This is a genomic window from Mucilaginibacter sp. (assembly GCF_028288225.1).
GTDB lineage: Bacteria > Bacteroidota > Bacteroidia > Sphingobacteriales > Sphingobacteriaceae > Mucilaginibacter.
This window is the reverse complement of the sequence record NZ_JAQBOC010000033.1, coordinates 1-14,516: the sequence shown is the minus strand read 5'-3', so window position 1 is coordinate 14,516 and position 14,516 is coordinate 1. Positions and strand designations below refer to the sequence as shown.

At 42.0% G+C, this 14,516-nt stretch carries 12 protein-coding genes; 9 read left to right on the top strand and 3 right to left on the bottom strand.

Annotation, left to right across the window (positions count from 1 at the left end; all coding sequences use genetic code 11):
- The first annotated feature begins 150 nt into the window (after nucleotides 1–150).
- From JWQ54_RS10100 to JWQ54_RS10065, 8 genes are all read left to right on the top strand, one after another.
- A complete protein-coding gene (locus JWQ54_RS10100) occupies nucleotides 151–813 on the top strand; it encodes a DUF4395 domain-containing protein (protein WP_299583970.1) in 663 nt (220 codons plus the stop codon).
- A 27-nt stretch (nucleotides 814–840) separates the two neighbouring features.
- Nucleotides 841–2,424, top strand: a complete 1,584-nt coding sequence (locus tag JWQ54_RS10095; RefSeq protein ID WP_299583967.1) for an aminotransferase class V-fold PLP-dependent enzyme — start codon at nucleotides 841–843, stop codon at nucleotides 2,422–2,424.
- Nucleotides 2,425–2,551: 127 nt separating this feature from the next.
- Nucleotides 2,552–3,475, top strand: coding sequence for a trypsin-like peptidase domain-containing protein (locus tag JWQ54_RS10090; RefSeq protein ID WP_299583964.1), 924 nt, complete (start codon nucleotides 2,552–2,554; stop codon nucleotides 3,473–3,475).
- A 536-nt stretch (nucleotides 3,476–4,011) separates the two neighbouring features.
- Nucleotides 4,012–4,590 carry a Crp/Fnr family transcriptional regulator gene (locus JWQ54_RS10085; protein ID WP_299583961.1) on the top strand — a complete coding sequence of 193 codons (579 nt, stop codon included), beginning with the start codon at nucleotides 4,012–4,014 and terminating at the stop codon, nucleotides 4,588–4,590.
- 94 nt (nucleotides 4,591–4,684) lie between these two features.
- Entirely contained in the window at nucleotides 4,685–5,758 is a 1,074-nt protein-coding gene (locus tag JWQ54_RS10080) for a nitronate monooxygenase (RefSeq protein WP_299583958.1), read from the top strand.
- 68 nt (nucleotides 5,759–5,826) lie between these two features.
- Entirely contained in the window at nucleotides 5,827–6,162 is a 336-nt protein-coding gene (locus JWQ54_RS10075; RefSeq protein WP_299583955.1) for an RNA-binding protein, read from the top strand.
- Between the two features lie 45 nt (nucleotides 6,163–6,207).
- On the top strand, nucleotides 6,208–6,384 hold the full coding sequence (locus JWQ54_RS10070; RefSeq protein WP_299583952.1) for a histone H1: 177 nt from the start codon (nucleotides 6,208–6,210) through the stop codon (nucleotides 6,382–6,384).
- Between the two features lie 532 nt (nucleotides 6,385–6,916).
- Entirely contained in the window at nucleotides 6,917–7,171 is a 255-nt protein-coding gene (locus tag JWQ54_RS10065; RefSeq protein WP_299583949.1) for a hypothetical protein, read from the top strand.
- 51 nt (nucleotides 7,172–7,222) lie between these two features.
- Here the strand turns inward: JWQ54_RS10065 and JWQ54_RS10060 are convergent, their stop codons facing one another.
- Entirely contained in the window at nucleotides 7,223–8,314 is a 1,092-nt protein-coding gene (locus JWQ54_RS10060; protein WP_299583946.1) for an SAM-dependent methyltransferase, read from the bottom strand.
- Between the two features lie 296 nt (nucleotides 8,315–8,610).
- Here JWQ54_RS10060 and JWQ54_RS10055 point away from each other — a divergent pair, with 296 nt between their 5' ends.
- A complete protein-coding gene (locus tag JWQ54_RS10055; protein WP_299583943.1) occupies nucleotides 8,611–9,222 on the top strand; it encodes a hypothetical protein in 612 nt (203 codons plus the stop codon).
- A 114-nt stretch (nucleotides 9,223–9,336) separates the two neighbouring features.
- On the opposite strand, the gene JWQ54_RS10050 is transcribed toward JWQ54_RS10055, so the two are convergent.
- Nucleotides 9,337–10,494, bottom strand: coding sequence for an ankyrin repeat domain-containing protein (locus JWQ54_RS10050; protein WP_299583940.1), 1,158 nt, complete (start codon nucleotides 10,492–10,494; stop codon nucleotides 9,337–9,339).
- Nucleotides 10,495–11,201: 707 nt separating this feature from the next.
- Nucleotides 11,202–14,516, bottom strand: a 3,315-nt coding sequence (locus tag JWQ54_RS10045; protein WP_299583937.1) for an ABC transporter permease, incomplete at its 5' end; no start/stop codon positions are given.

Sequence of the window (14,516 nt, the reverse complement as noted above, 5' to 3'; positions counted from 1 at the left end):
TCCTGCCAGACGCGCATCATGTCACATAAATTTTTTTATGCCGGCCACCCAATATAATTTTATGAAAAGATAGATGGTTTTATATTGATTTCTGTAACAAAAAACACTGTAAATCATCCAATTATAAGCAAAACAATAAAGCTATAAACAATGAAAAAAGTTATACAATTCGGAGAAACCGTAGAAGGATATAACATTCCTGTTTTAAATGAACGGGAAATAAGGGCATCAGCAGGGATACTATTTTTAGCTATACTTTTTGCATTGATGCTCATCCTGTTCAAAAATGATTTTTTGTTCGCAAAATATGCTATAACTATATTCCTTACTGATTTTGTTATACGTGTGTTTGTTAATCCTAAATTTTCTCCTTCATTGATCATCGGGCGTTTAATCGTCAGGAACCAGGCGCCTGAATATGTTGGGGCTAAACAAAAAAAGTTTGCATGGATAATTGGTGTGATTTTGTCTGGCACGATGTTCATTTTCATGGTGGTAGTAAATTCATACAGCCCGATAACGGGTATTGTCTGCCTGATGTGCCTGATTTTCTTATTCTTTGAATCGGCGTTTGGTATTTGCCTGGCATGTAAACTTTATAGTTTTGTTTACCAGGAAAAAGCGCAATACTGCCCCGGCGAAGTTTGTGATGTAAAATCAAAACAGGATATCCAAAAAACATCTATAGCCCAACTGCTTATAGTTTTTGGATTTATAGCCTACATTGTCCTGGCAGTCTTTTTATTTAATGATCAGTTTAGTAAAAAGCCATATGACTTGTTTGGAATTAATAGTTCTGCACGAGTAAAATAAAAGATCTTTTAACCAAAAATGTATTCCATGTACGATGACCAGACCATGCTGATGACGCCAAAAAGTGCATTGGAAAATTTTTTCTCCGCGTTCCGAAGGAATGTCATCGGCAATCAGCAAACTTTTGAGTCGCCTTTTGGAGAAAAAGAAATAATTTATGCAGACTGGACTGCAAGCGGCAGGGCTTACCGGCCTATTGAAGAACGCATACAGAAAGAGATAATGCCTTTTGTGGCAAATACACATACAGAGACTACAATTACAGGGACATTGATGTCCAAAGCTTATGCAAAGGCTAAGATCATTGTTAAGCACCATGTTCACGCAAATAAGGATGATGTATTTGTTTTTTGCGGCAGCGGAATGACAAGCGCTGTAAATAAACTGCAAAGGATATTAGGGCTGAGGGTACCGGAGCGGATGGGGGATTACATGAAAAAGGGAGGCGCTCAATTGGATGAGGTGCTGAAACCCATCGTTTTTGTAACACATATGGAACACTACAGCAACCATATCACCTGGCTCGAAACTATTGCAGATGTTGAACTTATTGGTTCCGGTGAAAATGGGAATGTTGATTTAGAATGCTTCAGGAACTTGTTAGAACAATTCAAGCACCGGAAAAACATAATAGCCGCAATTACGGCCTGTTCTAACGTAACTGGAATTCAAACCCCATATCATGAAATTGCAAAAATGGTCCATCAATACGGTGGTTTATGTTTTGTTGACTTTGCCTGCTCTGCCCCTTATATCGACATTAATATGCATCCCCGGGAAAAAGACACGCATTTAGATGCTATTTATTTTTCGCCCCATAAATTTTTGGGTGGGCCGGGCACATCGGGGGTTTTGATCTTCAATAAAAGAATTTATAAAAGCACGATTCCCGATCAGCCCGGAGGAGGTACTATATTGTACAGCAATCCATGGAAGGTTCATGAATACATCACAGATATAGAACAGCGGGAAGATGGCGGAACTCCTCCATTTCTGCAAGGGATAAAAGTAGCGATGTGCGTTCGGTTGAAGGAAGAAATGGGAGTTGAAAATATATTAAAGAGGGAAGAGGAAATATTGCATATCATTTTTGAACGATTCTCAAAAATGAAAAATGTTGAAATCTTTGAGGGGAATATTAAAAAAAGGCTGGGTGTCATTTCATTTATTGTAAATGGGGCACATCATAATTTGATCGCCAAGATCTTGAATGACAGATTTGGAGTTCAGACAAGAGGCGGCTGCTCTTGTGCCGGAACTTATGGACACATGCTGCTGCATGTTGATGAGACCAGGTCTTATGAAATACTGAATTCGATCCATTCAGGAGATCTGTTGTGCAAACCGGGTTGGATCAGATTATCTGTGCATCCAATTATGACCAATGCAGAAATTGATTTTATTATGGACGCGATTGAATTGACTGCATCTCATTTTCAGGAGTGGATGAAAGATTACAGATATGATCGGGGATCCGGCGAATATTCTTTCAAAGGGGCTGAGGCAAAAGAACATTGCAAGATTGAAGATTGGTTTAATCTCTCCGGTTGGGATAAACCCCTCGCCTTAAGGCAAAACACAAGAGTCGATAACAGGTTAACCAGTGTGTAAAAGTCTTAACCTGACACTTTAACATCCTTTACTTCCATAATCAGCCATTTTATCCTGATCTGAGGTTTGAGATGGTATGATAAGTTAATAGGAACGTGTTTTGTGAGCCTACATTGAAAGGATTCTTATGGATAGCTATTCAGCTACAATTATCGATGCTGTCGAAAAAGTTAAAACAGCAGTAGTTAAAATCGAAATATTCAATAACACCAATAAAAAAGAGCAACTGTCAGGTACAGGTTCAGGCTTTCTGTTCTCATCTGATGGTTATTTGTTCACTAATAGTCATGTGGTACATAACTCCACAAACATCAAAGTTAAATTACATGATGGCGCTTGCAGGCAGGCTACATTGATAGGTGAAGATCCGGACACAGATCTGGCGATTCTGAAAATATCTGACGCAGATTTTACCCCGGTAAAACTCGGCGATGCTGACCAGCTTAGAATCGGACAACTGGTGATAGCCATTGGTAATCCATTGGGCTTTCATCACACGGTCACTGCCGGTGTTGTAAGCGCCCTGGGAAGAATGCTTGAAAGCCAGAATGGAAGAATGATGGATAGCATGATTCAGACAGATGCCGCTTTAAATCCAGGCAACTCGGGCGGGCCGCTTATTAATGCAGATGGTGAAGTAATCGGCGTAAACACCGCTGCAATCCGCGGAGCACAGGGCCTTTGTTTTGCAATTAACATTAATACCGCAAAAGAAATTGCCAGCCAGCTGATTCGGTTTGGAAAGGTAAAAAGAGCCTACCTGGGTATTGTTATGCAGCAGATAGAATTGGTACCTAAGCTGAGGGCCATGCATGCCCTTCCAAATAAACAGGCACTGTTTATTTCAGATGTTGCCACCGGTAGTCCGGCTGAAAAAGCCGGCATTCTTAGTGGAGATATCATACACTCCTTTAATAATAGGATGATTGAAACATCCGACAACCTTTTCAAACAGCTTACAGAAGACAAAATCGGTCAGTTTCATTTTATTGGAATTCTAAGGAGTAATCTGAAAAAAGAGTTTAGGATAACCCCTGTGCAAAGAAACTAATGGAACATTTTCTGACTGATTTGAGGGGAATATTTTCTGTTAATTAACCTGTTCTAATCGGGCAATAGGTTGCCCCCAGTGACTTTTTTTAATGTAGCTTCTTATTTGGCAAAGCTATTTATACTTTGCTTGAGGATGACTTATCTGATGATTACCAGCCGGGCAAAGCTCAAAAAGAGGAATTGGATAAGAGGTTGTGGCGAATCACCAAATACGTTAAGCGGACTAAGTTGATCTTGAACTAGTCATTTTTAAACCTGAAATTTTTTTAATTAAGCAGCGTTCTATATTCCTTCGCCTCTTCGACCGGTTTATTATAAATATGCAATTGGCATGCTGCCATGTCAGCTTGGGAAGCAGATCGCTCAATTTATGGACAATTAAAGTTACAAATTATTGAGAAACTAAAAATTTAAAACCAGGTTCGCCGGCCTTCCATGGTCTTCTCTAATTCAGGAAGACCATAAATATTAATCAAAGAATGAATAATTTTGGGATCATTCCGGTATAGTAAACAAACCTATCAAACCACACAAATGGAAGCGAAAGAAATATTAAAACAACATATCGCCAAAACAGCCACATTGACCGATGAGCAGTTCGATTATTTTTTTTCTCATTTCAAACCGCAATCCTACAAAAAAGGGCAGGCAGTGATCAGTGAGGGTGAGAAGGTAGACCATGAATACTTTGTAATTTCCGGCTGCTTAAAAGCCTTTTTCATCAATGATGAGATCAAAATGTACATCCTGCAGTTTGCTATGCCTACCTGGTGGACCTCTGATTACGGCGCCTTATACAATCAAACCGGGGCCACTATCAATATAGATTGTATCACCGATGCAGAAGTGCTTTGCCTTTCCAATCACGACCGCGAAAAAATATGCAGCGAGTTACACCAGGCCGAACATTTTTTCCGCTGGCGGACCAACAGAGGGTACCTGGCTTCCCAAAAAAGGTTATTGTCATTTATGAATAACGATACCAGAGCCCGTTATGAAGAACTGCTGGCATTATATCCCCAGCTTTATAACATGGTCCCCAAACACCTCATAGCCGCTTACCTCGGCGTTTCAAGGGAAACGCTCAGCAGGCTTTACAATGCCCATAAATAACACCGCGCGAATGTGATATACATCACATAAGTACCTTAAATTTCCTGCCGTCCTTTGTGCTATCAAATTATTAACCAATGTAAATGTTTAAACCATGTGGAACCAAACCAAAATAACCGCACTTTTAGGCATCAAATATCCCATACTGTTAGGCCCAATGGGCGGCGGCTTTTCAACGCCTGAGCTTTTGGCCGCAGTATCGAATGCGGGCGGTCTGGGCAGCTTTGGGGCCTACACTCTTAGCCCCGAACAGATACTGGAAGCTAACAGCGTCATAAAGGCGAAAACAGATAAGCCCTATAATATCAATCTCTGGGTTTCAGACGTCGATGACAGCTTAGCTGATTATCCTGCTGAAAGCCTGGAGAACGTGAAGGAGCTGTTTAAACCATATTTTGATGAGCTGAGCATTCCGCTGCCTGATCTTGATACCAGGATCCCTTCAAAATTTCTGAAACAGGTTGAAGCCATCTTTGAGATCAGGCCTGCAGTGTTCAGTTTTATATTTGGTATACCATCCAGGGAGATACTGGACGAATGCCGCAGGCTTGGCATTAAAACTGTTGGGGCAGCTACAACGCTTGATGAAGCTTTGGCTTTGGAAGAAGCAAAGGTTGACGCTATTGTTGCTGCCGGGTTTGAGGCGGGCGGCCACAGGCCATCATTCATCAGGCCTGCACATGATTCTTTAACAGGAATATTTGCTTTGATCCAGCAGTTAAAAGCCAAAGTAAAAACCCCTGTGATTGCGGCAGGAGGCATTGCTGACGCTAAGGGCATCGCAGCCGCACTAACCTTGGGTGCAGATGCCGTACAGTTAGGAACAGCTTTTTTAGTTACTGATGAATCAAATGCTACACCGGTTCATAAAGCCGCGCTTTTTTCTGATGAATCAAAATACACCGTACTCTCCAAGTCGTTGACCGGCCGTATGGGCAGGATGATCCGCAACCGTATTTCAGAAGAAGTTAAATATGAAACCGGGGTGCTGCCATTTCCACTGCAAACCCGGCTAATGGGGCCACTAAGAGCTGCTGCGCTAGACCAGGGAAAAACTGATATGATTAATTTCTGGTCGGGGCAAAACGCAGTTAATTTAAAACATACCAAAGCAACGGAGTTAATGCAGGCCCTGGTAACCGAAACGCAGCATATATTTCATCGTTAACCGATTCTAAAACTGATCTTAAATAATTCTGCGATAGCTTCTTATATTTGCATTTGAAAAAGATCAGCATGACCAAACTATTTATTGTAGGGATCCCGCGGGATATGGACGAAATTGAGCTCATGGAACTTTTTAGTTCCCACGGGCTTGTTGGTATGGTAACAATTGTTACTGATAAGGGATCCGGGGAAAGCAAAGGATTTGGTTTTGTGCATATGGATGATCAGGCAGGAGCAGATCGGGCCATTGCCGCGCTGGATGGCGCTGAGATCGATGACCGGAAAATCAGCGTAAGGATTGCTGAAAACAGCCCGGCTCCCATAGCCAACCAGGTGCAGGCAGCTAAAAAGGTAAATAGCACTCAAAAGCCCTTCAAAAAGAAACGCCCAAGAATAGGCAGTTAAAAAGATTTTTATAATTTCGCGGGCTTAAATAAAAATTATAGCAACATGCAAAAATTCACAGCACTTAAAGAACTTATTGAAACAACAGAACAAGATGCAGCCGCATTTTACGAAAAGGGCAACAAAGCAGCAGGGACCCGTTTACGCAATGCTATGCAACAGCTAAAAGTTACCGCAACAGATATCCGCAAGGAAGTAACTGAAAAGAAAAACGCAAAATAATCTGTATTAAATTATTGCAGGAGCCTGGCAAAAGCCGGGCTTTTTGCTATTTTGAATGTGAAAAGAAAACAATGCAGATATCTGCCCGGGAGGATCTTTATAACCGTATCTGCTATGTCGAAAAGAAGCTTCATCCACATGAATAATACCAGGATCAGGGATTAATCTCAATAGCTCCCATGTTTTTTGCCATCTCCGCATACATTCTTACAATCTTTTTAGCTTCTATTACTTATAATCAATCATTAACAAATATTTTTTTGTGATTGCCTGCTGATTCATTATAAAAAAGCCCCTCCGCTATTTGTTTTATTTCGATCTGGTGGCCGGTTTATCCGGGGATGATAATTTTTTATAATAACAAACGAAAATAATTAAAACTATAGTTAATCAGGGTTGTTCTTTGTTTAAATTTCAAGCAATAAATTAAGCCAATTATTAACTCGTCAATTCTGTAAAACATGACCCGGGAATCGTATTAAAAGGGATAAAGAATATAAGGAAAGCAGAACAAAAAAAGGGATAAAGAATAATGGAAATATTAAATGTAAACATTGCAGAAGTAGTAAAAAGGGAATGTGCCTTTGATTGCACGATTTCACCTCATCCGGGCCAGGTGGTCGTACAGATCAGCAATGATGACTTTGCCCGGCGCATGGGTAACCTGATCCTGCAACTGCAAAAAGTTATTGACCGGCATTATCCCGAAAGGGAAGAAAATTTATTCCTGGTCATCCGGGCCCCAAATGAAAAGGAAAACGTATTTAAAATATGGAAATCCGTTTAGGGTCAGGAAACCTTAAGTAGTCCGAACTTTGTCTTTTCCTGCTTAATTTCGTTAAGAAAGTTTTAGGCCCGACAGTTGTTCTGTCCCCGCCATTCCTTTTTGCTGGATGAGTACTTTAAATTTGCTTCCCATATCTACTAACAAGGTATGTGTCAGCATGACCTCATCCATAGCCAGTTGCATAATATTACCGGTTTGGGCCGCTGTCGTTCTCAAATATTCTTTAAAACCGAGTGCCAGCAGGAACTGGGCCTGGCTGGTTAAGCCGCAGCAGGTCAATCCGCTCCTGAGCCCCCAATGGCATAAAGCCGAAAAATTGACATGTGCGGTGATATCCTGTTTACCCACATGCTGATATGGCTGATCGTTGACCTGGTGATGGTGATAACAAAGCAGGGTACCCTGGCTTCTGCAAGGCTTGTATAAATCTTCGGCAGCATAACCGTAATCTATAGTCATGACATAACCTTTTTTTAAGGATGCTGCAATTGCTGCTATCCATTGGGTAGCTTCCAGGTTAACTTCTGCCCGGAACCCCTGGGGCAAAATCACGTTCAGATCTGAAAGATAAGCTTTGATCTCTTCCGGTGCAGGCTTGAGCAATTCTACAAAACCATTCCGATAGTCCACAAAAACCTCCATCAGTTCATCTTCCATCATTACCTGGTGAACCGGGAAGTTATCGACCAGCTCATTGGATATGATGCAGCCGGTAATATCAGGAAGATCCTGAATGGAATCATACCAGTCGACCTTTTCATGCAAATGCATTTTTTCCTTTTCGCGCATGGCCGGGCTTTTTTCAATAATGGCGTAATGAAGCTGATTATATAATTGGAGATTATTTTTCAGATAATCTAAAATATCATGGCAGAGAACGCCGGTCCCTGCGCCATATTCAACGACGGTAAATTCGTTTTCACCTGTTAAATGCCACATTTCTTCCAGTTGCCGGCCTATCATGGCCCCAAATACCGGCCCAAGGTTTGAACTGGTATAGAAATCCCCGCTCTTGCCAATTTTATCCTGAGCTGCCATATAATATCCCTGTTCAGGGTGGTATAAGGCCATTTCCATGAAATCATGAAAAGAAACCGGACCTTCTTTCCTGATCCGTTGCCGGATGATTTCGGTGAGTTCCATAGTTTACATGTAAATAATAAAGAAATTAAACCAGGCAAGAAGCTTCAATAATAATACCATATAATTGGTAACAATAGTTGCCTGAACGTTAAGGGGCGGAATTTTAGGTAAATTTGACCTAACGGTATCACGGTAAACATGGGGGAGACATTTATCACAGAAAGCAAAATATGATAAAAACAGGTGAAAATCCCTCATTAGGAAGATAAGCAAGCAATAAACATTGCCGCTTATTGAATGCAGGAACAAGCAAAAGCAATTTTATATAGACAAGTATCTCAAAACGCTTAATGACTATGTTACAGAATAGAGTAGATCCATTCGGAAAAATTATCAGGACCCCCGAGCGCGGGGCCTGGCTTGGAAACCGGGGTGTATTGCACAACCATCAGCAGGAAATTATCCGCCCCTATAAAGTAAAGGCATGGATCACCTGCGTTCTGGAGTTTAGGGGCAGACATCGGGAGGTAATGCAGCCTGACCGCTGGACAGAGCTCTTTTTCCTGGATGAGGCCACCGCATTTTCGGCCGGGCACCGGCCCTGCGCCCAGTGCCGGCACGCAGACAATCAACATTTCAAGCGACTTTGGATAAAAGGTAATCCGCAATATGGCTTTCATATGAAAACAACTGTCGCGCTGATCGATGAAATTATCCAGGCAGAAAGGATAGCAGCGGACAAATCAAAGGTGACCTACGAAGAAGATCTGCGTGCACTTCCCAACGGCACCTTTGTGTCTTATATGGATAAATCTTATTTGGTGAAGGATAATCAATTATATTTATGGTTGCCTGGCGGATATGAAAAGCCTATCGACTTCCCGGAGATTAAGAAATTACCCGTACTGACTCCACGGTCTATTGTAAATATGTTTAGTGTAGGATATGTGCCACAAATAGCTGTCTAATAATGCATTTGATGGCTTTCCTATTATCACAACGGCTTCAGACCTGGCAAAATTTGATAGTGAACTTTATAATGAAGGCACATAGCTACGATTGCTCGTGGAAGTGGGTTTGTATCACGTTTTACTTCGTATATCGTTGATATAAACCTGCCAATCATCTTTCACCTGCGCCCCGGCGGCGATCAGGGTTTCCATGATTTCCGGATGGGCGGGTTTGCGGTTATTGTAGAACGCCCAAATGGTGGTTCCAAGTACAGTGCCATCGTAGGCGTTGAGGGCTTCCATTGCTGCGCCCTTTTCCAGCAGCAGGCGAACAATGGCCGTCTGCCCGCCGAAAGCCGCGGAGTGCAACGGGGTGGTGCCATTCCAGCTGGTATTCACGTTCATACCGGTACCTAACAAATAATGGACGATAGGAAGGTGCCCGTATTCACAGGCCCACATCAGGCAGCCGTCCCGTTTGGGTTCCATTTTCTGATCGGTCAGCCGGCCACCGCTAAAATACGATTTTACCTTTTCCAGGTCGCCGACGCCCCCGGCCCCTTCCAGGTCTACTTCAGCGCCTTTTCCAGCGAGGTATTTAACAGGCTCGCCCCTTCCATTGTGCAGGCAGGCCAGGATCAGGTTACCGTCCGTATAATCCGGCGCTACCGCATGGTTTGGGTCAGCTCCATGCCGGATGAGGAGATCCATCAGTTCTTTCTGCACGCCGGTGATAACGGGGTGGACGCTGGTCGCCACCAGTCCAAGCGTGGATGCGCCCCGGTACATATCCCCCCAGGCATCCACTTCAGCGCCTGCAGCTAAAAGTATTTCTGCTATTTCCATCGCGTTTTTGGGCGTCTTTTGCCGGTAACCTTCAAAGCCGTTGGCACCCACATAGTTTAACAGCGTAGAATGATGGTTACGCACCGAACGTGCCGTAATCAGTTCCGGGTTTTGTTCCAGCAAGGCTTTCAGAGTGGCGGTATCACCGGAAAAGATGGCATCTGCAGCCTGTTCAAAATGCCGGAGCGCAAGATCGTTCTGCAGGTGCGTTTGAAATCTTTCATATTCAGCCCAGGTATTGAAATAATGGGTATGCGCTATGATCCGTTTTGCGTTGTCCTCATTGCCGTTTTCCGGGTTAAAACCCGCCGCACTGTAATGTTGCCTCAGATCCGGGTGATCATGATACTGTTTCAAAAAATGCTCCAGGGCAGCTACATCGCCCTGAACAGCTGCCTGCCCGGCGGCTTCTTTTTGCGGGATCGGAATGTCTTGTACGGCCATACTGTTAAAACGTTTGGTAAAATAGATGATATCATTAATCAAAAATACAAATCAGGACACCAAATTAAACTAAAGCAGAACGGAACTATACAAGTTTATGTACTATAAATTTAGGTTAGAATATGCTGTATTTGTTAATATGAGTCATTGGGCCTACGTTTCAATAAAGGATTAAATTGCCACAATTTGTCATTTCTGATTTTGTTCCAACTCCACTAATTACAAATTCTCAATTGCCCTGGAAGTCGCAATATACAGAAGAGATTTTCAGCGCGAAGATATTGAAGCTTATTTTTCTCTTCTTCTGAATTGAAATTATAGTAGAGTTTCGGGCTTGTTCGATTATTAACATCAGCTAAAAAAACGCTTTTAAATTGTCCGGATAATAGCATTATCGGCAATTGTTACGCCTTGTTTTTAAGTACCACATATATTTTTCCTTAACTCTAAACTGCTTGCAATTGGTGATTGCCGAATCAGTACCCCAAAGCGTCCTATCTCTGCTCTTAGAAGCAAAAAAGCCGTTTTCCTCGCGGAGAAACGGCTTTTTTATTGAAGTGCACCCACCTGGTCCCGAACCAATACACCGGGTTAAATTCCCTCTGATACCGATTTGGATATGAATCCATCCTGCATTTTAACCCGGAAAGCATCTTTATTGCGTTTCAACTAACTCCCAAATCTCATGTTAATGCTCTGGCAAATTGCTATTCACTCCTCAAACTCTTCACCGGGTTTGCTTTTGCTGCTTTTATTGCCTGGAAACTTATCGTTGCAAGTGCAATAATTATGGCAGCAAGTCCGCCTGCAGCAATTAACCACCAACTGATAGTGATACGATAAGCATAAGCTTGCAACCATTGGTGCATGTAATACCATGCAATGGGTGTAGCAATCGCAAAGGCAATTGCAATGAGTATGATAAATTCTTTTGAAAACAAATAAACAATACTGCCTGCAGTAGCACCAAGTACTTTACGGATACCAACTTCTTTTATCCGCTGCACTGCCATGAATGAGGCTAAACCATACAACCCAAGACAGCTAAGGAATATGGCGATGGCTGCAAAAATTTTATACAAAGCCGATAACTGGTTTTCCTGTTTGTAAAAACTTGCAATTTTATCATCAAGAAACTTGTATTCATAAACAAAATCCGGAAATGTTCGATCAAATATTTTCTTAACAGCTAACATTGTAGAAGAAATGTTTGTCGTTGCAAGTTTTATCCCAACCTGGTTGTACATGGCGACGTCTTGGGTAATAACCAATGGCGCAAGATTATTGCGGAAAGACCTGTCATTAAAATCTTTCACCACACCAACAACCGGGCATTTTATATTGTCGCTCCATATGCTTATTTCTTTGTTCAATATATCCTCCGGTTTTTTAAGCCCTAAACTTTCCACGAGGGATTCATTCACCAAAAATTCTTTTGTCATTTTGGAAGGCTGCAAATTTCTACCGGCTATCAGCTGTAATTTATAAGCCGGCACGTAGCCCTCGTCGGCGAATTTGGTAATAGCTTTAAAATCTGTTTCTTTTATCGCGTGGTTAAATCTTATTGCGCTCCAGGTATCATTAGCATCTTCAACCGGCGTGTTTGAACTGTAGCTTACTGCCTGCACGCCATTTACTGATAATAACTGGTTCTTTAAATATTCCAGCCTGGCGATGCGAAGACTATCTACCCGGAACGGAACGTTTACAATTGCATCTTTATCAAAGCCCAAGGGTTGATCCATGAAATAATCCATTTGCTTTACAATGATGAGTGTCCCGATGATGAGTGCCTGTGCAATGATGAATTGAAAAACCACCAATCCTCTTCGTAATGAAATTCCCTTTGCAGGGCTTGCTGTAAGTTTACTCTTTAAAGCATTAACAGGATTAAAACGTGATAAAACAATAGCAGGATAAAAACCGGCAAGTGCGGTTACAACAATTGTTACCGTTAAAAGGAATAAAATAATTGCAGGATTATTCAATATGTCGAATGAAAGCGAAAGTTCTAATAATTTACTTACATAAGGTAATGCCAAAATTGTAATAACTGCTGCAAGCATTACGGCACCTGTAACTATCAAAAATGCTTCAACGATGAATTGAATTTGCAGTTGAGATTTATTACTCCCCAAAACTTTTCTTACACCAACCTCCTTTGCACGGTTAACAGCTTGCGCCGTAGAGAGGTTGACAAAGTTTACGCAAGCAATTAACAGAATGAATGCCGCAATCAGCCACAATACATTGAGCAGTTGATGACTGATTGTTTTGTTGCTGTAATTACCGGCTTCTGCGTCATAATGCACCGCACTTAATGATTGTATGATATGACTATCCTTATTGCCGGAAGATTCCGCCTTTCGTGAGTATGCTCTTAGTTGTTGATTAAAATTGTCGACAGCAATATTCGGCGGCAACAAAACATAACAACCAAAGTCAGGTACCGTTTCAGCCCAATCTGCAGATTTTGCCAGGTAATCTCCGGTAAAGCCTGTTCCAAAGGCCACAACAAGTTTTAGCTGAAAGTCGGTATTTGCAGGTATGGCGGCAAGGATGCCCGAAACTTTCAATACGTCGGTACCGTGCTCAAATATAAAGCCGCCTGCTTGCAGTTTAATGGTTTTGCCCATCGCTGTTTTCCAGTCGCCGAAATATTTTTCCGCAATCTCTTTGGTGAGGAATACATTGTTAGGGTCCTTTAACGAGTTATATGAACCAGCAAGCAGCGGAAAATCAAATATTTTAAAGAACGAAGGCCCTGCGTAAAATACACCCCTCTGCTCTTTAAATACTTTTACAGGCGTCCCATTATTATCAGGTATCAGCAACTGATCATCGTGGCTTGCAAAAATTGGAGCTACCTGTTCTATTTGGGGAAAAGCCGTTTTCAATCCTAAGGGCATTGGAAAAGGGACGTCTTTCCCATAAGAAATACTTGCTGATTCTGCGTGGTGATATTCGGTTAACACGCGATAGATGCGATCTTTTTTTGAGTGAAAATTATCGAAACTTGTTTGAAATTGTATAATGATAAAGATCACCATACAAACGGCAATACCGACAGCCAGACCAGTAACATTAATAGCGGCATAGCTTTTATTGCGTACCAGGTTGCGCCGTGCTATTTTGAAATAATTTTTAAACATATAATTGCGATTTGATTTGTCATGAGACCACCTGTGAGTGGCTTCCTGAAACGAAATTACCTTCACAAACCCGGGATAACGCCCCAAATTATAAGATGGGCGCTCTTTTTTCAGATCATTTTTATATTCAGCCGGGCTTTTCCCGGTCATTTGTTTGAAAGTGCGGTTAAAAGTAGTTTTGGAATTGAATCCCGATTCAAATGCAATACCCAGCAAGGTGATATGGTCAGATGCGGAGTCCTGCATTTTCTGAACGACGTCCGCAACGCGATATTCATTAATGAAATCATTGAAGCTTTTTTTGAGCACTGTATTGATTATGCGCGATAGTTCATGGGTAGTCAGCTCAAGCTTTTCAGCCAGCGAGCTTAAACTTAATTCCGGATCCTGGTAATACAGCTTGGCTTTCACCGTCTTTTTCAGCCAGATACCCCTTTGCTTTAGCTCCGCAGGCAGCGGTGGCTTTAAAAACGGAGGGGTCTCAACCAGCACGCCAGCCTCCAGTCTTAAAAAAGCCATGGCTGCCATCCAGATGGCCATTACCGCTAAAAGGAGATATAAAGGATAATAAGCATATATACTTAATTGGTAATGGTAATAAAAATAGTCTGCGGCTGTAAAAGGTATCCACAATAGCCATAACAGGCCGAAACCTATCACTAAATTTTGCAGCCACCGCAATTCGTACCGGTACCGGTCTCCCAGGTTAAATTTCAGGCCCCGGTAAAAGCCCTCTATCAGCCTATAGGACGCGTACAGGTAGGCGCCGACCGAAATAAACGTTAGCAATTGTAATATAGGGTTCAGTAAATGAAAGGTCGGCGTTTCATAAGTGGCTGTGCCTGTTTTTATACAATCACTAACTTCCAA

Coding starts and splice junctions, on each gene's coding strand:
- JWQ54_RS10100 (WP_299583970.1), top strand. CDS start 151: ATGAAAAAAGTTATACAATTCGGAGAAACCGTAGAAGGATATAACATT.
- JWQ54_RS10095 (WP_299583967.1), top strand. CDS start 841: ATGTACGATGACCAGACCATGCTGATGACGCCAAAAAGTGCATTGGAA.
- JWQ54_RS10090 (WP_299583964.1), top strand. CDS start 2,552: ATGGATAGCTATTCAGCTACAATTATCGATGCTGTCGAAAAAGTTAAA.
- JWQ54_RS10085 (WP_299583961.1), top strand. CDS start 4,012: ATGGAAGCGAAAGAAATATTAAAACAACATATCGCCAAAACAGCCACA.
- JWQ54_RS10080 (WP_299583958.1), top strand. CDS start 4,685: ATGTGGAACCAAACCAAAATAACCGCACTTTTAGGCATCAAATATCCC.
- JWQ54_RS10075 (WP_299583955.1), top strand. CDS start 5,827: ATGACCAAACTATTTATTGTAGGGATCCCGCGGGATATGGACGAAATT.
- JWQ54_RS10070 (WP_299583952.1), top strand. CDS start 6,208: ATGCAAAAATTCACAGCACTTAAAGAACTTATTGAAACAACAGAACAA.
- JWQ54_RS10065 (WP_299583949.1), top strand. CDS start 6,917: ATGGAAATATTAAATGTAAACATTGCAGAAGTAGTAAAAAGGGAATGT.
- JWQ54_RS10060 (WP_299583946.1), bottom strand. CDS start 8,314: ATGGAACTCACCGAAATCATCCGGCAACGGATCAGGAAAGAAGGTCCG.
- JWQ54_RS10055 (WP_299583943.1), top strand. CDS start 8,611: ATGTTACAGAATAGAGTAGATCCATTCGGAAAAATTATCAGGACCCCC.
- JWQ54_RS10050 (WP_299583940.1), bottom strand. CDS start 10,494: ATGGCCGTACAAGACATTCCGATCCCGCAAAAAGAAGCCGCCGGGCAG.